The 18,478-nt window shown below is 75.8% G+C and carries 15 protein-coding genes; 6 read left to right on the forward strand and 9 right to left on the reverse strand.

Features of this window, described 5'->3' with window-relative positions; genetic code table 11:
• Positions 1-94 precede the first annotated feature (94 nt).
• A complete protein-coding gene (locus tag ACZ7LB_RS04880) occupies positions 95-442 on the forward strand; it encodes a GntR family transcriptional regulator (RefSeq protein ID WP_265292052.1) in 348 nt (115 codons plus the stop codon).
• Entirely contained in the window at positions 439-1,467 is a 1,029-nt protein-coding gene (locus tag ACZ7LB_RS04885) for a DUF1648 domain-containing protein (protein ID WP_471465406.1), read from the forward strand. The genes ACZ7LB_RS04880 and ACZ7LB_RS04885 overlap by 4 nt, the downstream gene beginning before the upstream one ends.
• Before the next feature lie 120 nt (positions 1,468-1,587).
• On the opposite strand, the gene ACZ7LB_RS04890 is transcribed toward ACZ7LB_RS04885, so the two are convergent.
• The 3 genes from ACZ7LB_RS04890 to pdhA are packed head-to-tail and all read right to left on the reverse strand — an operon-like array spanning position 1,588 to position 5,325.
• Positions 1,588-3,123: a dihydrolipoamide acetyltransferase family protein gene (locus tag ACZ7LB_RS04890; RefSeq protein ID WP_471465606.1), complete on the reverse strand. Its 1,536-nt coding sequence runs from the start codon at positions 3,121-3,123 to the stop codon at positions 1,588-1,590.
• Positions 3,124-3,142: 19 nt separating this feature from the next.
• Positions 3,143-4,108 (reverse strand): alpha-ketoacid dehydrogenase subunit beta, encoded by a 966-nt coding sequence (locus ACZ7LB_RS04895; RefSeq protein ID WP_471465607.1) that lies wholly within the window; start codon positions 4,106-4,108, stop codon positions 3,143-3,145.
• 17 nt (positions 4,109-4,125) lie between these two features.
• The gene (gene pdhA, locus ACZ7LB_RS04900) at positions 4,126-5,325 is read right to left on the reverse strand and encodes a pyruvate dehydrogenase (acetyl-transferring) E1 component subunit alpha (protein WP_471465407.1); all 1,200 of its coding nucleotides are present in this window, start codon (positions 5,323-5,325) and stop codon (positions 4,126-4,128) included.
• 320 nt (positions 5,326-5,645) lie between these two features.
• Between pdhA and ACZ7LB_RS04905 the strand changes: the two genes are divergently transcribed.
• Positions 5,646-6,302 carry a response regulator gene (locus ACZ7LB_RS04905; RefSeq protein WP_471465408.1) on the forward strand — a complete coding sequence of 219 codons (657 nt, stop codon included), beginning with the start codon at positions 5,646-5,648 and terminating at the stop codon, positions 6,300-6,302.
• A gap of 441 nt (positions 6,303-6,743) precedes the next feature.
• On the forward strand, positions 6,744-7,775 hold the full coding sequence (locus tag ACZ7LB_RS04910; protein WP_471465409.1) for a phosphotransferase: 1,032 nt from the start codon (positions 6,744-6,746) through the stop codon (positions 7,773-7,775).
• Between the two features lie 34 nt (positions 7,776-7,809).
• Here ACZ7LB_RS04910 and ACZ7LB_RS04915 read toward each other — a convergent pair whose 3' ends face one another.
• Positions 7,810-9,456 (reverse strand): protein kinase domain-containing protein, encoded by a 1,647-nt coding sequence (locus tag ACZ7LB_RS04915; RefSeq protein WP_471465410.1) that lies wholly within the window; start codon positions 9,454-9,456, stop codon positions 7,810-7,812.
• Positions 9,457-9,802: 346 nt separating this feature from the next.
• Between ACZ7LB_RS04915 and ACZ7LB_RS04920 the strand changes: the two genes are divergently transcribed.
• Complete coding sequence (locus ACZ7LB_RS04920) at positions 9,803-11,446, forward strand: protein kinase domain-containing protein (RefSeq protein WP_471465411.1); 1,644 nt, start codon at positions 9,803-9,805, stop codon at positions 11,444-11,446.
• Between the two features lie 204 nt (positions 11,447-11,650).
• On the opposite strand, the gene ACZ7LB_RS04925 is transcribed toward ACZ7LB_RS04920, so the two are convergent.
• Positions 11,651-12,199, reverse strand: coding sequence for a bacterial proteasome activator family protein (locus ACZ7LB_RS04925; RefSeq protein WP_471465412.1), 549 nt, complete (start codon positions 12,197-12,199; stop codon positions 11,651-11,653).
• 181 nt (positions 12,200-12,380) lie between these two features.
• Between ACZ7LB_RS04925 and ACZ7LB_RS04930 the strand changes: the two genes are divergently transcribed.
• Positions 12,381-13,313 carry a hypothetical protein gene (locus tag ACZ7LB_RS04930; protein WP_471465413.1) on the forward strand — a complete coding sequence of 311 codons (933 nt, stop codon included), beginning with the start codon at positions 12,381-12,383 and terminating at the stop codon, positions 13,311-13,313.
• A gap of 536 nt (positions 13,314-13,849) precedes the next feature.
• On the opposite strand, the gene ACZ7LB_RS04935 is transcribed toward ACZ7LB_RS04930, so the two are convergent.
• Genes ACZ7LB_RS04935 through ACZ7LB_RS04950 form a run of 4 tightly spaced genes read right to left on the reverse strand, consistent with a single transcriptional unit; the run spans position 13,850 to position 18,311 of the window.
• Positions 13,850-14,833 (reverse strand): NAD(P)H-quinone oxidoreductase, encoded by a 984-nt coding sequence (locus ACZ7LB_RS04935; RefSeq protein WP_471465414.1) that lies wholly within the window; start codon positions 14,831-14,833, stop codon positions 13,850-13,852.
• A 51-nt stretch (positions 14,834-14,884) separates the two neighbouring features.
• Complete coding sequence (locus ACZ7LB_RS04940) at positions 14,885-15,982, reverse strand: potassium channel family protein (RefSeq protein ID WP_471465415.1); 1,098 nt, start codon at positions 15,980-15,982, stop codon at positions 14,885-14,887.
• Positions 15,979-17,418, reverse strand: coding sequence for a molybdopterin molybdotransferase MoeA (locus tag ACZ7LB_RS04945; protein ID WP_471465416.1), 1,440 nt, complete (start codon positions 17,416-17,418; stop codon positions 15,979-15,981). Before ACZ7LB_RS04945 ends, ACZ7LB_RS04940 begins: the two co-directional genes overlap by 4 nt.
• Positions 17,418-18,311: an NTP transferase domain-containing protein gene (locus tag ACZ7LB_RS04950; protein ID WP_471465608.1), complete on the reverse strand. Its 894-nt coding sequence runs from the start codon at positions 18,309-18,311 to the stop codon at positions 17,418-17,420. The genes ACZ7LB_RS04945 and ACZ7LB_RS04950 overlap by 1 nt, the downstream gene beginning before the upstream one ends.
• Positions 18,312-18,478 lie beyond the last annotated feature (167 nt).

An 18,478-nucleotide genomic window follows, 5' to 3' on the forward strand; every position in this document is an offset into this window, starting at 1 on the left:
CCCCTTCCGCCCCCACCCGCGCGTTCCCGCGCGTTCCCGCGCGGCACTTCGCCCTGCCCCGAATGGAGTGCATGGTGATAGTGTCATTGGCACCATGCTGCTGAGTCTGGACAAGACCGACACCCGGCCCCTGCACGAGCAGGTCGCCGGCGCCGTCCGGCGCGCCATCGCGGAGGGGGAGTGCCGCCCCGGCGACCGGCTGCCGTCGGCCCGCGACCTCTCCGAGGCCCTGGACGTCAACGTCAACACCGTGCTGCGGGCCCTGCGCGAACTGCGCGACGAGGGCCTGCTCGACTTCCGGCGGGGCCGGGGGGTGACCGTCGCCGAGGACGCGGGACGGGGCTCCGCCGTGCTGATCCGCGTGCGCGAACTGGTCGCCGAGGCGGCCCGGCTGGGCTACAGCAGGACGGATCTCATCGACATGATCAGGGGGTTGCCATGAGCGAAGACCGCACCGACGGCCGGGGGACCGCCCGCCGCCCGGCGTCGGCCCGCTGGGCGGCGGGGGTGTGGACCGCCGGGGTCGCGGCCCTGCTGGCCGGACTCCCGCTCGCGGCGCGCGGGCGGCTGCCCGACCCGCTGGCCACCCACTGGACGCTGACCGGCAGCACCCCGGACGGCTCGCTGCCGCTCTGGGCCGCCGCCCTCGTGCCCGCGCTGGTCTGGCTGGTGACGGCCGTCGCGGTCGCGGTCCCCGCCGCCCTGGCGGCGCGGCCGGGCCGGCGGCCCCGGGCGGCCGTGGCCCGGCCCCGGCTCGCCGTCCTGGTGCCGGTCGCCGTCATCCTGGTCGGCGCCCAGGCCGCCACCGTCCGGGCCAACCTGGACCGCGCCGACTGGCACGACGCCCGCCAGCCCGGCCTCTGGCTCCTCGCCGTCCTGCTGCTGGCCGCCCTCGCCGGAACCGGCGGCTGGCTGCTGGCCACCCGGCGGCCCGCCGGCGCCGACCCCGCCGAGGAGGACACCCCGGCCCTGGACGTCCCCGAGGGCCGGCGGCTGGTCTGGTTCTCCCGCACCTCCAACCACTGGCTGCAACTCATGGCCGCCGTCCCCGGGACGGTGGCGGCGGGCGCGCTGGTGGCCCTGGCGGGCGGTCTGGCGCGGGCCGACACCCTCTGGGCGCTCTTCGCCGGATGCGCGGTGGCGTCGCTGGCCTGCGCCCTGTGCTCGTCGGTGCAGGCCCGGGTCTCGGAACGGGGCCTGGAGGTGGCGTTCGGCCCGCTCGCCTGGCCCCGCCGCCGCTGGGCGCCCGGCGACATCGAGGCGGCCCGCGCGGAGGACCGCCGCCCCTCCGAGGTCGGCGGCTGGGGCTACCGCCTCAGCGGCCTGGGCACCACGGTGATGCTGCGCTCCGGCGAGTGCCTGGTGATACGCCCCCGGGGACGCCGTACGGACTTCGCCGTGAGCGTCGACGACGCCGAGCGCGGCGCTGCCCTGCTCAACACGCTGCGCGCCCGCCGGGCGTCCTGAGGCGGCGCCCCGGCCGCCGGTGCGCCGGGACCGGCCGGAAGGCCGCCCGGAGACGGAGAGGAGCCGCGCCCCCGAGCGGGGGGCGCGGCTCCTTCGCCGTTCCGGGGCCGCCGTCGCCGGTCAGGCCCAGGCGAGCAGGCGCTTCGGCTGCTCCAGGACCGCCGCGACGTCCGCGAGGACCTTGGAGCCCAGCTCCCCGTCGACCAGGCGGTGGTCGAAGCTGAGCGCCAGCGTGGTCACCTGGCGCGGCTTCACCTTGCCCTTGTGCACCCACGGCTGGAGCTTGATCGCGCCCACCGCGAGGATCGCGGACTCGCCCGGGTTGAGGATCGGGGTGCCCGTGTCGACGCCGAAGACGCCGACGTTGGTGATGGTCACCGTGCCGCCCTGCATGGCCGCCGGGGACGTCCGCCCCTCGCGGGCCGTCGCCACCAGCTCGCCCAGCGCCCCGGCCAGCTCGGGCAGGGTCCTGGTCTGGGCGTCCTTGATGTTCGGGACGAGCAGACCGCGCGGGGTCGCCGCGGCGATGCCCAGGTTCACGTAGTGCTTGACCACGATCTCCTGCGCCGCCTCGTCCCAGGAGGCGTTGATCTCCGGGTTGCGGCGGATCGCCACCAGCAGGGCCTTGGCGATCAGCAGCAGCGGGTTGACCCGCAGACCGGTGAACTCCTTGTCCCGCTTCAGCTCCTCGACCAGCTTCATGGTGCGGGTCACGTCGACCGTCACGAACTCCGTGACGTGCGGCGCCGTGAACGCCGAGCCGACCATCGCCGCCGCCGTGGCCTTGCGGACGCCCTTGACCGGCACCCTGGTCTCGCGCGCCGGGCCGTGCTCCGCGGCGGACGCCGCGGCCGGGGCCGGGGCGGCGGCGGGCACGGGGGCCGGTCCGGCGGCGGGCACGGGGGCCGGTCCGGCGGGAGCGGCGGGCGCCGGGGCGGCGGCCGGGGCGGCCGCCGCGTGCACGTCCTCGCGGGTGATGACGCCGTCCGGGCCGGAGGGCACCACGGAGGCGAGGTCGACGCCGAGGTCCTTGGCCAGCTTGCGCACCGGCGGCTTGGCCAGCGGGCGTTCCCGGGTGACCGGGGCGGCGGGCGCGGCCGGAGCGGCCGGAGCCGCGGGAGCCGCAGGCGCGGCGGGAGTGGCGGGGGCGGAGGGAGCCGCGGGAGCCACCGGGGCGCCGCCGTTCAGCTCCGCCTGGACGGCCGCCGCGGCCGGTGCCGCCGGGGCCGCCGCGCTCTTGCGGGGGCGCCGCCGGGTCGCGGCGGTGGAGACGCCGTAGCCCACCAGGACCGGCTGGCGGGCCGCGGGCTTCGGCTCCTCCGCCTCCCCCGCGGGCGCCTCCCCCGCGGGCGCCGCCCCGGCGGGCGCCTCGGCCGCGGGCGCCGCCGGGGCCGCGTCCGCCGCGCCGCCGACGGCCACCGCGATGATCGACGTGCCGACGTCGACCGTGGTGCCCTCGGGGAAGTGCAGCTCGCGCACCACGCCGTCGTAGGGGATGGGCAGCTCGACGGCGGCCTTGGCCGTCTCGACCTCGCACACGATCTGCCCGTCGGTGACGGTGTCACCGGGCTGGACGTACCACTTGAGGATCTCGGCCTCGGTCAGGCCCTCGCCCACGTCGGGCATCTTGAACTCACGCACGGAACTGTCCGTCATCGTCGTCACGCTCCCCTCCTCAGTACGCCAGCGAGCGGTCGACGGCGTCCAGCACCCGGTCCAGGTCCGGCAGGTACTCCTCCTCCAGGCGGGCCGGCGGGTACGGGGCGTGGTAGCCGCCGACCCGGAGCACCGGGGCCTCCAGGTGGTAGAAGGAGCGCTCGGTGATGCGGGCGGCGATCTCCGCGCCCGAACCGAAGAACACCGGCGCCTCGTGGACCACGATCAGCCGCCGGGTCTTCTCCACCGACGCCTGGATCGTGTCGAAGTCGATCGGCGAGACCGACCGCAGGTCGACGACCTCCAGGGAGCGGCCCTCCTCGGCCGCCGCGGCGGCGACCTCCTGGCAGAGTTTCACCATCGGGCCGTAGGCGGCCAGCGTGAGGTCGGTGCCCTCGCGCACCACCCGGGCGGTGTGCAGCGGGCCCGGGACGGCGTCCCGGTCGACCTCGGCCTTGTCCCAGTAGCGCCGCTTGGGCTCGAAGTAGATCACCGGGTCGTCGCCGGCGACGGCCTGCTGCATCATCCAGTACGCGTCCGACGCGTTGGAGGGGCTGACCACCTTCAGGCCCGCCACGTGCGCGAACAGCGCCTCGGGGGACTCGGAGTGGTGCTCGACCGCGCCGATGCCGCCGCCGTAGGGGATGCGGATGACGATCGGCATCCTGACCTTGCCCAGCGACCGGGCGTGCATCTTGGCGAGCTGGGTGACGATCTGGTCGTAGGCCGGGAAGACGAAACCGTCGAACTGGATCTCCACCACCGGCCGGTAGCCGCGCAGGGCCAGGCCGATGGCGGTGCCGACGATGCCGGACTCGGCCAGCGGGGTGTCGATGACCCGGTCCTCGCCGAAGTCCTTCTGCAGCCCGTCGGTGACCCGGAAGACCCCGCCGAGCTTGCCGACGTCCTCGCCCATGATCAGGACCTTGGGGTCGGCGTCCAGCGCTCTGCGCAGCGACTCGTTGATCGCCTTGGCCAGCGCCATCTTTTCCGTCGTCATGGTCAGACCCCCTCGGCATCCGCGAACGACGCCTGGTAGGCGGCGAACTGGGCCCGCTCCTCGTCGACGAGCGCGTGCCCGTCCGCGTACACGTTCTCGAAGATGGCGAACCGGTCCGGGTCGGGCATGGCGCGGACCACTTCGCGCACCCGCTTGCCCAACGTCTCGCTCTCGCTCTCCAGTTCCCCGAAGAAGGCCTCGTCCGCGTGGCCGGAGGACTCCAGGTAGCGCCGCAGGCGCAGGATCGGGTCCTTGGCCTCCCAGGCCGCCCGCTCGTCGTCGTGGCGGTAGCGGGTGGGGTCGTCGGAGGTGGTGTGGGCGCCCATGCGGTAGGTGAACGCCTCGATCAGGGCCGGGCCCTCACCGCGCCGGGCGCGCTCCAGGGCCCAGCGGGTGACCGCGAGGGAGGCCAGCACGTCGTTGCCGTCGACCCGCACGCCGGGGAAGCCGAAGCCCTGGGCGCGCTGGTAGAGCGGCACCCGGGTCTGCTTCTCGTTGGACTCGGAGATGGCCCACTGGTTGTTCTGGCAGAAGAACACCACGGGGGCGTTGTAGACCGCGGCGAAGTTGAACGCCTCGCTGACGTCGCCCTGGCTGGAGGCGCCGTCGCCGAAGTACGCGATCACGGCCGAGTCGGCGCCGTCCTTGGTGATGCCCATGGCGTAGCCGGTGGCGTGCAGCGCCTGCGAGCCGATGACGATCGTGTACAGGTGGAAGTTGTTGCCGTTCGGGTCCCATCCGCCGTTGTTCACACCGCGGAACATGCCGAGGAGATTGGTCGGGTCCACCCCGCGGCACCAGGCGACGCCGTGCTCGCGGTAGGTCGGGAAGACGTAGTCGTCCTCCCGGGTGGCGCGTCCGGAGCCGATCTGGGCGGCCTCCTGCCCCAGCAGGGAGGCCCACAGGCCCAGCTCGCCCTGGCGCTGCAGGGCGGTGGCCTCGGCGTCGAAGCGCCGGGTGAGCACCATGTCACGGTAGAGGCCGCGCAGCTCGTCGGGGGTGATGTCCTCGACGTACTGGGCGAACTCGGCGTGCGCGGCGTCCTGGACGCGCTCGCCCTCGGGCGTCAGCAGCTGCACGAGCTGCGTCTCGGACCCCTTCCGGGCGGTGGTGCGTGTGGTGCGCTTGGTGCCGGTGGTGGTGCCGGCCTTGCTTCCGGCGCTGCGTCGCGGCTTGCGCGCGGCAGTGCTCTCCACGGTCACGTGTGCTCCTCCGTCGGTCCGGCCCCCGGGTTCGCCGGGTTGCCAGTGCGGCTCACCTGTGCCCCGCGGCGCACGGGGTGGGTGCGGTCCGTCGGACACAGGCGTGACAGGTGCCCCGGCGAGCGTCCTGCACAAGGCACGTTACCCAGTGCGCCACATTTCTGTGAAACCCCTCCTGACCTGCATTTTTACTTGGGTTTCCAAGTAAATCCGCGAAATCCGGAACAGCCACTGGTCACAGCCTCGCAGGGGGCCGGAACAACGGCACGTTATCCCGGCCACCCCGGGCACGGGAAGAGCCGGTGTGTGAGACTGAGCGCGTGCGCGACGACGGAAAAATCCGGGTTTTTCTCCTGGACGACCACGAGGTGGTCCGGCGGGGCGTGCACGAGCTGCTCTCCGGCGAGGCCGACCTCGAGGTGGTCGGCGAGGCGGGCACCGCCGCCGACGCGCTGGCCCGGATCCCCGCCGCCCGCCCCGACGTCGCCGTGCTGGACGTCCGCCTGCCGGACGGCAGCGGGGTCGAGGTCTGCCGGGAGATCCGCTCCCGGGACGACGGCGTCCACTGCCTGATGCTCACCTCCTTCGCGGACGACGAGGCCCTGTTCGACGCGATCATGGCCGGGGCCTCCGGGTACGTCCTCAAGGACATCCGGGGCGACGAGCTGCTGGCCGCGGTGCGGGACGTGGCCGCCGGGCGCTCGCTGCTCGACCCGGTGGCGACGGCGCGGGCGCTGGAGCGGCTGCGGGCGGGCGGGCCCCGCGCCGACGACCGGCTCGCCCGTCTGACCGACCAGGAGCGGCGCGTCCTGGAGCTGATCGGCGAGGGGCTGACCAACCGCGCGATCGGCGAGCGGCTGCACCTCGCGGAGAAGACCGTCAAGAACTACGTGTCGGGCCTGCTCTCCAAGCTGGGGATGCAGCGCCGCTCGCAGGCCGCCGCCTTCGTGGCCCGCCTCCGGGCGGAACGCCGCTGAACGCTCCGGGCCACCCGGGCGGCCGCGGCGCGGCGGGCCGACGGGAGCCGGGCGGACGGCGCGGAGGCGGGCCCGGTGCGGAATGGTGCCGGGCGGACCGGTGCCGGGCGGCCGAGGACGGGCGGACCGGTGCGGTGCCGGGCGGCCGGGGACGGGCGGCCGAGGACGGGCCCGGGGCCCGCCGGTACCGCCGTTCGAGGGACCGGGCGGACCGTCCGGGGGCGCCGGCGGAGGGCGCGAGGGGCCAGGCAGGGGGGAAGTGGCCCCTGTGACGGGAGTGGTTTCCCGTGTCCCATGGGGCGAAAGTCCGCTTCCGGTGGCACTCTGATGCCCCCGCGACGCATTGCGACCGGACGTGACCGCGTGTGACAACGCCCAGCTCACGGGCGCTCCGCGTGCCCTAGCATCTGCCGCGTGCCGCGCTTATGTGTACCACCCCCCGTGCCCCACGCGCCCCCTCTGGGCGCCCTGCTCCGCCGGTTCTCCGCCGGTTCCGCGCTCGCCTGCGAGCCGGTCGACCAAGGGCTGCTGAACCGCGGCTACCGCCTGCGCACGACCCGCGGCCGGTACTTCCTCAAGCACCACTTCGACCCCCGCACCGCCGACCCCGCGGCCATCGTCCGCCAGCACCGCGCCACCCGGCGGCTCGCCGAGATCGGCGTCCCGGTCGCCCCGCCGCTGCCCGACCGGGAGGGCCGCACCGTCGCCGTCGTCGGCGGCCACGCCTACGCCCTGCACCCCTGGATCGACGGCCGCCACCGCCACGGCGGACAGCTCACCCCCGACCAGTGCGGCCGGCTCGGCGCGCTGCTGGGCGCGGTCCACGCCGGGCTGGAGCGCGTGATGCCGCCGCCCACCCGCACCCACGCCGCCCCCGGCAGCAGCGCCTCGGGCCCCGCGCCCGCCGAGACCGCCGACCCCGCCGACACCTTCGCCCTCATCGACGACCTGCTCGCCCGGGTCCGCGGCCACAGCCCGGCCGACCCCTTCGACGCCCTGGCCCGCCACCGGCTGCTGGAGCGCCGCGCGCTGCTGGAACGGCACGCGGAACGCCGCCCACCGCACGGCGGGGCGGCCGGCTGGGTGCACGGGGACTTCCACCCCTTCAACGTGCTCTACCGGGGCGACTCCCCCGCCGCGATCGTCGACTGGGACCGCCTGGGCGTGCGGCCCCGCGCCGAGGAGGCCGTGCGCGCCGCCGCGATCTTCTTCGTCCGGCCGATGGGCACCCTCGACCTGCCCCGGGTGCGGGCCTACGCGAGCGCGTACCGGCGGGCCGCCGACGCCACGCCCGAGCAGCTCGCCGCGGCCGTGCACCGCGTGTGGTGGGAGCGCCTCAACGACTTCTGGATGCTGCGCTGGCACTACGAGCGCGGTGACACGCGCGCCGACCCGCAGTTCCCGGCCGCCTCGGCGCTGGTCGTGTGGTGGACCCGGGAGTACGAGGCGGTGTGCGGGGCCTTCGCGGGCTGACCCGGCACGGAGCGCGCCGGGCCCGCCGACGGGCTCAGGGGAGGTCGATCTCCCCGCCGCCCGGCGTCTCGACACCGCCGCCGCCGCTGCCGCCGGTGCCGGGCGTCTCGCCCCCGCCGCCGCCCGTGGCCTCGCCGCCGCCGCCCGGCGTCTCACCGTCGCCGGGGGTGGTCCCGCCGCCGCCCTGCGTCTCCTCGGGCGGCGGGACCTGGGTGGTCTCCTCGTCCGTCGGATCGCCCGTGGGCTCGCCACCGGTCGAGGGCTGCGTCGGCGTGTACGAGGGGGTGTAGGACGGCTGCGTCCAGCCGCCGCCCGAGCTGCCGTTGCCCCGGTCGGTGCCGGTGCCCGGCCCGGTGGTCTCCCGGGTCTCCTCGTCGGTCGGCGTCTCGCTGGGCCGCTCCTCCTCGGTGGTCTTGGTGGCCGTGGGGGACTGGGTGGTCTTCGTCCCCCCGCCGCCGGCCGGGTCCTTGCCGTTCAGCGCCAGCGCGACGCCCGCGACCACGGCGACCACCGCGAGGGCGGCCAGGATCCAGAGCTTGCCCCGGCCGCTGCCCTTGTTGCCGTGGCCCTCGAAGCCGCCGTCGTCACCGCCGCCGTAGCCGCCCGGCAGGATCGGCTGCGGGATCTGGGTGGTGCCCTGGCCGTGGTCGGCGTGCGGCAGGACGGTGGTGCCCGCCATGCCGCCCGCCGGGGTGTGCCGGCCGTCGTGGGACAGCACCGGGCCGGTGTTCCAGGTGCCGGTGTGGCCGCCCTGCTCGTAGAGCATCTGCAGGGCGTACTGGATCAGCCCGCGCATCTCCTCGGCGGTCTGGAAGCGGTCGTCGGGCTCCTTGGCCAGCGAGCGCATCACCAGCCCGTCCAGCTCCGGCGGGACCGCGTCGGACACCTCGGACGGCGGCGTCGGGATGTCCTGGACGTGCTGGTAGACCACCGACAGCGGGGTCTCCCCGGTGAACGGGGGGCGCAGCGCGAGCAGTTCGTACAGCAGACAGCCCGTGGCGTACAGGTCGGAGCGGTGGTCGACGGCCTTGCCGAGCGCCTGCTCCGGGGAGAGGTACTGGGGGGTGCCCATGACCATGCCGGTCTGCGTCATGGTCGTGGACGCGCCGTGCAGGGCGCGGGCGATGCCGAAGTCCATCACCTTGACCGCGCCGTTGTCCGTGATGATGACGTTGGCGGGCTTGATGTCGCGGTGCACGATGCCGTGCTGGTGCGAGTAGGCGAGCGCCTCCAGCACACCGGAGACGATGATCAACGCCTGCTCGGGGCCCGGGGCTTCGGCGTTGATGAGGAGGTCGCGGATGGTCCGCCCCTCGACGATCTCCATCACGATGTACGGCACGGACTGGCCGCCGGCCATGTCCTCGCCGGAGTCGTAGACCGCCACGATGGCATGGTGGTTGAGCCCGGCCACCGACTGGGCCTCACGCGTGAAGCGGGCCTTGGAGACGGGGTCCTCGGCGAGGTCGGCGCGCAGCAGCTTGACCGCCACGGTGCGCCCCAGGCGCACGTCCTCGGCGGCGAACACCTCGGCCATACCGCCCCGCCCGAGCCTGCGGGTCAGCCGGTACCGGCCGTCACCGACCAGTCCGCCGTTCCCCCAGCTCTCCGGCGCGTCAGACATACCGCCGCCGGTGGCCTCGGGATCGGACGGGCCCTGGGCGCGCTGCTGCTGTGCCATCAGTCCTCGCCGTCGTTTCTGCCCGCGGTGCGCGCGGTGTTGTCACGGTCTCCGTCGGCCACGCTACAGCCTTCCCGCGAGCCTCCGGTGCGGGACGGCCGCCCGGAACCGGTACGAGACGGACCGGTCATGAAACCCCGGTCGCGCACCGCCGCGCAAATCGCGCACGGGGTTCCCGCCGCGGCTGTAACGCTTCCGCGACGCTTCTTTCGCGTACGGTCACGGAACGGGCACCGCGCTTGACGTGTCAGTGGCCTGGGGCAGACTTGGCCGGGAATAACACTTTCGATCAACAGTCGCGCGGGCCGCCGCCGCACCGGCGCCGGCGCCGATGGGGGACGCAGAGATGAGCCAGGACGCCGGACAGGGCCGGTACGCGGGGCGGACCTTCGCCGGTACCCGCTACCAGCTCCGCGACTTGCTCGGCGAGGGCGGCATGGCCTCGGTGCACCTCGCGTACGACTCGGTCCTGGACCGCCAGGTGGCCATCAAGACCCTGCACACCGAACTCGGCCGCGAACCGGCGTTCCGCGAGCGCTTCCGCCGCGAGGCCCAGGCCGTGGCGAAGCTCACGCACACCAACATCGTCTCGGTCTTCGACACCGGCGAGGACGATCTGGACGGCATGACCACGCCGTACATCGTCATGGAGTACGTCGAGGGCCGGCCGCTCGGCTCGGTGCTCGACGAGGCCGTGCGGCGGCAGGGTGCGATGCCCGCCGACCAGGCCCTCGGGGTCACCGCCGACGTGCTGGCCGCCCTGGAGATCAGCCACGAGATGGGCCTGGTCCACCGGGACATCAAGCCGGGCAACGTGATGATCACCAAGCGCGGTGTGGTCAAGGTGATGGACTTCGGCATCGCCCGCGCCATGCAGTCCGGCGTGACCTCCATGACCCAGACCGGCATGGTCGTCGGCACCCCGCAGTACCTCTCGCCCGAACAGGCCCTCGGCCGCGGTGTGGACGCCCGCTCCGACCTGTACTCGGTCGGCATCATGCTCTTCCAGCTCGTCACCGGGCGGCTGCCGTTCGACGCCGACTCGCCGCTGGCCATCGCGTACGCGCACGTGCAGGAGGAGCCGGTGGCTCCGTCCTCCGTCAACCGGGCGCTGCCCCCGGCGGTCGACGCGCTGGTCGCCCGCGCGCTGAGGAAGAACCCCAACGAGCGCTTCCCCAGCGCCGAGGCGATGCGCGACGAGTGCCTGCGGGTGGCCGCGTCCTTCCGGGCCGCCCCGCCCAGCATCGTCCCCGGCGCGCCCATGTCGAGCGGTGCCGGCGTCGGCTCCGCGGTGTTCCCGCCGGTCGACGGGACGGCAGCGGCGCCCGCGGGACCCGTCCACACGCCCTATCAGCCGGCGCCCGCGCCGGGCCCGTACGGCGGCCCGGCGCCCGCCCCCTCCTACGGCTATCCGCAGCAGGGCGGCTACCCGGCGCCCGGCCCCGCGGCGTACGCGCCGGCGCAGGCCGTCCCGACGCCCCCGCCCTACACCACCGCCGCCGAGCCGCCGTCCGGCCCGCGGGGCGGCGGCCGGGGCGGCAAGCGCGTGATCATCGGCTCCGTCGGGGTCGCGGTGATCGCGGTCGGCGCCCTGATCGGGGCGCTCCTGATGAACAACAACGACAAGAAGGACGACCCCGAGGCCGGCCGCGCCACGACCAGCGCCTCGCCCACGCCGACGAAGGCGAGCGGGTACCGGGGGCCGGACACGACGAAGACCATCGACACCGACGAGTGCACGGAGCCGCAGGAGTCGTACAACGACCCCGACAAGATCAGGCTCCCGGACTTCACGTTCAAGTACATCAAGTCGGTCAAGGAGTGCTTCAACGCCGCCGGCTGGACGATGAAGACGGTGTCCGTCGACGAGAACACCTACGGCGAGGGCTCGGTCCGCGAGCAGTTCCCCGCCCCGGGCACCGACGTGGACCCGGAGAAGATGCCGCAGATCCTGTTCAACGTCTCCACGGGCAACCCGCCCTCCGCCTGAGCCCGCCCGCGCGACGGCCGGTAGACGCGACGGCCCGTACGCCGGCCGCGGCAGTGCCCCGGTCCCTGTCCGTACGCCGGTCCCGGTCCGTACGGCCGTGCGCCGGGTACCGGCCCCGGCGGGCCGGGCCCGTGCCCCGGACGTGACGAAGGGCCCGGCCGCCGTCGGCGCCGGGCCCTTCCGGGTCGGTGGGGGTCGTCTCGGTCAGAGGTAGGGGCCGCCCGAGCGGCCGCCCGGGTGCGGCTCGTCACCGCCCTCGTGTCCGACACCCGGCGGCAGGGCGCGGCGCATCTGCTCCAGCTGGGCGCGCGCGGCCATCTGCTGGGCGAACAGCGTGGTCTGGATGCCGTGGAACAGGCCCTCCAGCCAGCCGACGAGCTGGGCCTGAGCGATGCGCAGCTCGGCGTCGGTCGGGGTGGCGTCGTGGGTGAAGGGCAGCGAGAGCCGCTCCAGCTCCTCGACCAGTTCCGGGGCCAGCCCGTCCTCCAGCTCCTTCACCGAGCTGGCGTGTATCTCCTTGAGCCGGGCCCGGCTCGCCTCGTCCAGGGGGGCGACACGCACCTCCTCGAGCAACTGCTTGATCATGCTGCCGATCCGCATGACCTTGGCAGGCTGCTCGACCTGCTCCGTCACCGGGATCTCGCGGGGCTCCTCGTCTCCGTCACCACCGCCACCGCTCAGCGCCATTCCGTCCTGGCCGACGACCAGGATCTGGGGCTTCTCCGGCGACCTGTCGTTCCTCGGCATCTCCATACGGCCATTCTCTCGCACCCGGGGCGCGCGCCGGGCCGGGTCCCCCGGAGAAGGGCCGGGCCGGTCACCGGCCGCGTACGGGGGTATCCGGAATGCCGGACTCGCCGAACGGTGTGAGGCTGGAAGGCGTCGATGTCGACGCCGCCTGCTGGACGACTGCGGACCGGGAGGGGGTCACGCGGTGACTCCATGGCTGTGCGCACCGCGCACCACGGGACTGGCGGGGGTGCTGACGACGGGGGTGCTGGCGCTGAGCGCCGCCCTGACGCCGTTCCCGGCGGGCGCCGCGCCCGCCGACGCGCCCGTGCCCCGAACCGCCGTGGCCGTGCCCCGAACCACCGTGGCCGTGCCCCGGGCCGCCGCCGTGGCCGCCGTGCCGGTCACCGGTCCCGGACCCGGGGGAGCCGCCGGGCTCGCCGAGGCCGCCGACGGGGCCGATGCCGCTGATGGGGCCTACCGGGGCGACCGGCCGGACCCCGGGCACCCCGGCGGCCGCACGGGCCGGGACCCGGGAACGGGACCGGACGGCACGGGGCACGACGATCACGAGGGCCGGGGCGGGCGGAAACCCGCGGACCCGGAGGACGGCTCCGGCGGCCGTTCCGACGACGGCCCGGGGACCGGCGGGGCGCACCGCCCCGTCACCGGCCCCGCCAACGAGGGCGACGACCGGCCCGCGCGGGACTCCGCCGCGCCCTCCGCCCCGGCCACCGCGCCCTCGCGGGCGGGGAGCGCCCCGGGCGAGGGCCGGGAGCGCCCGGGACGGTCCGCGGCACCGGAACCGGAGCGGGACGGCCCCGGGACGGGAACCTCCCCCGACGGCCCCGGCGCGCGGCCCCTGCCCGACGGTGGCGTCGACACCCCTGACGGTCCCGGCCGTCCCGACGGCGCCGTGCCGCCCGGCGCGGCCGTCCTCGCCCCCTCCGCCGCGCCCACGCCGACGCCGGACACCCCGGCCCCCGACGCCCGGGCCTCGGCGCGGGACGGGACTCGGGTCACCGCTCCGCAACCCGCCGGTCCCGCCCTGCGGCTGCTGCCGCTGGGCAGCGGGCTGGTGCTGATCGGCCTGGGCCTGGGCATCGCCTGCCTCGGCCTGCGCCTGCGCCGTTCCTAGTCCGGGCCGGGGACACGGGACGGCACCGCCGGGGGACAGGACGGCGCGCCCCGGTGTGGCGGCCGGGCACCGGGAGCCGAGGCCGGGTCCAGCGGCTGGGAGCCGGGGACTGGGTTCGGGGCCGGGCGCCGGGGGCCGGAGGCGAGGAACCGGAGTCGGGCGCCTGCGACCGAGGTCGGGGCCGGGAGCCGGGAGCCGGGAGCCGGGGGCTGAAGGCCGGGAGTCAGGGACCGGAGGCCGGGAGCCGGGAGCCGGGGTCGGAGGCCAGGGACCGGAGGCCGGGAGCCGGGGACCCGAGGCCCGAGGCCCGAGGCCCGGGACCCGAGGCCGGGGCCGGGGCCGGGACCCGAGGCCGGGGCCGAGGCCGGGGCGGGACCCGCAGGCCGGGGCCGGGGCCGGGACCCGAGGCCGGGGCCGAGGCCGGGGCGGGACCCGCAGGCCGGGGCCGGGGCCGGGACCCGAAGGCCGAGGGCCGCGTCAACGGTGTCGTGCCCGCCCCGCCCGGCGCGAGGGCTCGCGGCGGGGCGGGCACGCGGTCAGACGGCGTTGACCAGCAGGACCTTGCCGATGTGGCCGCTCGCCTCCACGATCCGGTGGGCCTCGGCGGCCTCCCGCATCGGCAGCTCGCGGTCGACGACCGGGCGGACGCGGCCGCCCTCCACCAGCGGCCAGACGTGCTCGCGCACCGCCGCCACGATGGCCGCCTTCTCCTCCAGTGGACGGGCCCGCAGCGAGGTCGCGCTGACCGCGGCGCGCTTGGTGAGCAGCGCGCCGATGTCCAGCTCGCCCTTGCGCCCGCCCTGCATACCGATGATCGCGAGCCGCCCGTTGACGGCGAGGGCGCGGACGTTGCGGTCCAGGTACTTGGCGCCCATGTTGTCGAGGATCACATCGGCGCCCGCGCCGGCGGTGGCCTTCTCGATCTCGGCGACGAAGTCCTGCTCACGGTAGTTGATCAGGATGTCGGCGCCCAGTCCGGCGCAGCGCTCCAGCTTCTCCGCCGTGCCCGCGGTCACCGCGACCGTCGCGCCCACGGCCTTGGCGAGCTGGATCGCCATGGTGCCGATGCCGCTGGAACCGCCGTGCACCAGCAGCGTCTCGCCGGGGCGGAGGTGGGCGACCATGAAGACGTTGGACCAGACGGTGCAGACCACCTCGGGCAGGGCCGCCGCCGTCGTCAGTCCGAGGCCCTCGGGGACCGGCAGGAGCTGCCCGACGGGCACCACGGTCCGCTCGGCGTAGCCGCCGCCCGACAGCAGGGCGCACACCTCGTCGCCGACGGCCCAGCCGGACACCCCCGGGCCCAGCGCGGCGATCGTGCCGGAGCACTCCAGCCCCGGGTGGACGGAAGCGCCGGGCGGGGGGTCGTAGAGGCCCAGGCGCTGCATGATGTCGGCGCGGTTGACGGCGCTGGCCGCCACGTCGACCAGGACCTCGCCCTCGCCGGGCACCGGATCGGGGGCCTCGGCCCAGACCAGGGCCTCGGGGCCGCCGGGTTCGGGAATCGTGATCGCATGCATGGCACCGACGCTACTCCCCGCGTTCCGGCGGCCCCGCGCCCGGCGGCGCGGTCAGTCGAGCGGCAGCGGCCGGGTGTCCGGGGTGACATGGGTGGCCGGGGTGGCGCGGACGATGGTGATCAGGCGGTCCGTCAGCTCCAGGTCGCCGACCACCGGGTCGTCGTAGCCGAGCACCCGGTGGCCGCGCACCACGCTCACCACCAGTTCGTCCAGCTCGCGCGGGCTCTTGCCGACCTCGGCCTTTATCACCGGCCGTTCGACGAGGTCGAGCCCGCTGCCCTGGCTGATCAGGTCCTCCATGACCATGCCGGCGGCCGGGGAGAGCACGGAGAGCCCGAGCAGCCGCCCGGCGGCGCTGGCGCTGGTGATCACCGCGTCCGCGCCGGACTGCTTCAGCAGCGGCGCGTTCTCCTCCTCGCGGACCGCCGCCACGATCTTCGCCCCCCGGTTGATCTGCCGGGCCGTCAGAGTCACCAGGACCGCCGTGTCGTCGCGCTGGGTGGCGATGATGATCTGCCGGGCCCGCTGCACCTCGGCCCGCCGCAGCACATCGCTGCGGGTCGCGTCGCCGATGACGCCCGCGAAGCCGTCGGCGTTCGCCGCCTCGATCGCCTTGCCGCTGGGGTCGACGACGACCACCTGCTCCTTGCGCAGTCCGGTCGCGCAGACGGTCCGGAGCGCCGAGCGCCCCTTCGTGCCGAAGCCGATGACGACGGTGTGGTCACGCAAGGTGGACCTCCAGCGGTTCAGTCGCCATTCCTCCCGGGTGCGTTCGGTGAGGGCCTCCAGCGTGGTGCCGACCAGGATGATCAGGAACAGCACCCGCAGGGGCGTGATGACGAAGATGTTGGTCAGCCGGGCGGAGTCGCTGACGGGCGTGACATCGCCGTACCCGGTGGTGGAGAGGGTGACAGTGGCGTAGTAGAAGCTGTCGAGGAGATCGAGGCTGGTGTCGGAGCTGTCGTTGTAGCCCTCGCGGTCGACGTAGACGATGAGCGCCGTCGCCACCAGGACCAGCAGGGCCATCAGCAGCCGCTTGCCGACCTGCCGGATGGGGTGCTCCACCATCTTCCGGGGGAGCGCCACCCGATGGGTCACCAGATGCTCGTCCGCCTGCCGGGCAATCGCGTCCTGACCCGGGAGTTTCACGTGAAACACACTCCGATTCCGCCGGTGGCCCAGGGAAGGTCGAGCAGTTCCGTCTCCTGCCCCGACCGCGCGCCGCCCGGCGCGACGACGGCCAGCGCGTCGGCCGCCGCGATACCGCGCAGCATGGCGGGACCGTTGTAGCGCAGCGGCAGGGCCCGGTCGCCGCGCAGGACGACGGGGACGAGCCGGGTGTCCCGGGGGTGCCCCTGCACGGCGTCCCCCAGCGGCAGCGTGTACGGCTCCGGCACCGGCCGCGCGGTGAGGGCGCGCAGCAGCGGCTCGGCCAGGGTGAGCAGGCCGGAGACGGCGGCGAGCGGGTTGCCCGGCAGCCCGACGAGATGGCGGCCGTCCGGGAGGCGGGCCAGCAGCATCGGATGGCCGGGGCGCACGGCGACGCCGTCCACCAGCAGTTCGGCGCCGATCCGGCGCAGCGTCGGATGGACGTGGTCGACGGGTCCGGCCGCGGTCCCGCCGGTGGTGACCACCAGTTCGGCGCGGGAGCCGGTGATCGCCCGGTGCAGGGCCTCGGGGTCGTCGCCCACCCGCTCCACCCCGCCGGTCTCCGCGCCCATCGCGCGCAGCCAGGGCGGCAGCATCGGGCCGAGGGCGTCGCGGATCAGCCCGTCGTGGGGCAGACCCGTGCCGAGCAGTTCGTCGCCGAGGACGAGCACGTCGACGCGGGGGCGCGGCACGGCGGCCAGCGTGTCGTACCCGGCCGCCGCCGCGAGGCCCAGCACCGCCGGGGTCGCCACGGTGCCGGCGGGCAGCAGCCGGTCGCCGCTGCGGCACTCCTGGCCGCGCGGGCGGATGTCCTGGCCGGGGACGACCTCGCGGACCGGGTGCAGCCGCCCCTGGGTGTCGCCGCGCCCGTGCTCGCTGCGCAGCACGGCGGTGGCGTCCGCGGGGACCCGGGCGCCGGTGGCGATGCGGACGGCCTCGCCGTCGACGAGGGGCGCGGGCTCCGCGTGACCGGCCAGGACACCCTCGTCCCGCACCGTCCAGGGGCCCGGCCCGGCGACCGCCCAGCCGTCCATCGCCGAGGTGTCGAAGGGCGGCAGGTCGGTGAGGGCGTCGAGCGGCGCGGCCAGGGTGAGGCCGAGGACCGCGTCCAGGGGCACGGAGACCGGCTCCCGGTGCCCGGCACGGGTACCCGGGCGGACGGCGCGGGCGGCCACGGCACGGGCCTCGGGCCAGGCGGTGCCGCGGTGGCGGCGCCCGGCGGTGGACGCGGGGGAGGCTCCCTGCGCGGGGCCCGCGGACGGGGGAGGGTCCCCGGCGGCGGACGCGGCGGGGCGGGTGCCGGACGGAGCGGCGGAGGGGGAGCCGGAACGGTGACCGGGGCGGGCCCCCGGGTGGGACTGGACGAGGGCGAGCGCCTCCTCGACGTCGAGGTCGTCCTCCGTCTCCGCGCCGGTCCGCGCGCCGGGGGCGGACATCAGGCGTCCGGCCGGGTGCGGGGGGCGGCTTCGGGCACCGCGTCGGTCCCGGCGGCGCCCGCGGCCCCGGTCTCCCGGTCCGGGTCCGAGGACTCCTCGGCCCAGCGCAGGGCGAGCGCGGTGGTCCTGCGGGCGGCCTCGGCGACGGCCTCCGGCCCGCCACCGTTCAGGGCGGCGGCATAGCCGACGAGGAAGGTGGTCAGCGGGGCCGCGGGCCGCGCCACGCCGTGCGCGGCGTCACGGGCGAGATCGAGCAGGACGGTGGTGTCGACGTCCAGGTCGAGGCCCAGTTCGTCCTTGACTGCGGTGATCCATTCATCCAACACGTGCCCATGCTCCCTGATGCGTGCCCTGGCGATGGCGATGTCGTCCCAGGTGTCGCAGTCGAAGGACGCGGCGGCACCGGGGACACGGGTGAGGTCGAGGGCGCCGGTCAGCCGGCGCACCGGCAGCCCCGCGAGGCCCGCCGCCCCGGCGGCGAGGTCCGCGAGGACGCGGCGGACGGCGCGGGCGCGATAGACGGCGACGAGGGGCTGGTCGCGGCCGTCGGCGTCGGTGAGCAGCGCGCCGTCGGCGGTGCCCGCCGCGAGGTGCGCCGTCAGGCGCCGGACGGTCGCCGCGTCCAGGAACGGCAGATCGGCCGAGAGGACCACGACGTACGGGGCCGTGGTGTGCCGCAGCCCGGCGGCGAGCGCGGCGAGCGGGCCGCCGCCGGGGGGCTCCTCGCGGGCCCAGGTCACGGGCCGCGCGGTGGGCCGGGGGTCCGCGACGACGACGGTGGCGCGGGCCCCGGCGCAGGCGTCGAGCACCCGGTCCAGCAGCGCCCGGCCGCCCACCCGTACCCCGGGCTTGTCCGCTCCCCCCAGCCGCCGGGCGGCGCCCCCGGCGAGCACCACGGCGTCGTACCCGGCCGGAGCGGCGACCGCCCCGGCGCCCTCCGCCCCTGCGTCCTCCGGCCCGGTGGCGGCACCGGGTCCCGGGGCGGCGTCCCGCCGGTCGCCCGGCGCGGCGGGGGCGGTCCCCGGAGCGGCGGGGGCGGTGTCCGGCGCGGGGGCGCGCC

The organism is Streptomyces sp. NPDC107521 (genome assembly GCF_055598485.1).

Coding starts and splice junctions, on each gene's coding strand:
- ACZ7LB_RS04880 (WP_265292052.1), top strand. CDS start 95: ATGCTGCTGAGTCTGGACAAGACCGACACCCGGCCCCTGCACGAGCAG.
- ACZ7LB_RS04885 (WP_471465406.1), top strand. CDS start 439: ATGAGCGAAGACCGCACCGACGGCCGGGGGACCGCCCGCCGCCCGGCG.
- ACZ7LB_RS04890 (WP_471465606.1), bottom strand. CDS start 3,123: ATGACGGACAGTTCCGTGCGTGAGTTCAAGATGCCCGACGTGGGCGAG.
- ACZ7LB_RS04895 (WP_471465607.1), bottom strand. CDS start 4,108: ATGGCGCTGGCCAAGGCGATCAACGAGTCGCTGCGCAGAGCGCTGGAC.
- ACZ7LB_RS04915 (WP_471465410.1), bottom strand. CDS start 9,456: ATGGCACAGCAGCAGCGCGCCCAGGGCCCGTCCGATCCCGAGGCCACC.
- ACZ7LB_RS04920 (WP_471465411.1), top strand. CDS start 9,803: ATGAGCCAGGACGCCGGACAGGGCCGGTACGCGGGGCGGACCTTCGCC.
- ACZ7LB_RS04925 (WP_471465412.1), bottom strand. CDS start 12,199: ATGGAGATGCCGAGGAACGACAGGTCGCCGGAGAAGCCCCAGATCCTG.
- ACZ7LB_RS04935 (WP_471465414.1), bottom strand. CDS start 14,833: ATGCATGCGATCACGATTCCCGAACCCGGCGGCCCCGAGGCCCTGGTC.
- ACZ7LB_RS04945 (WP_471465416.1), bottom strand. CDS start 17,418: ATGTCCGCCCCCGGCGCGCGGACCGGCGCGGAGACGGAGGACGACCTC.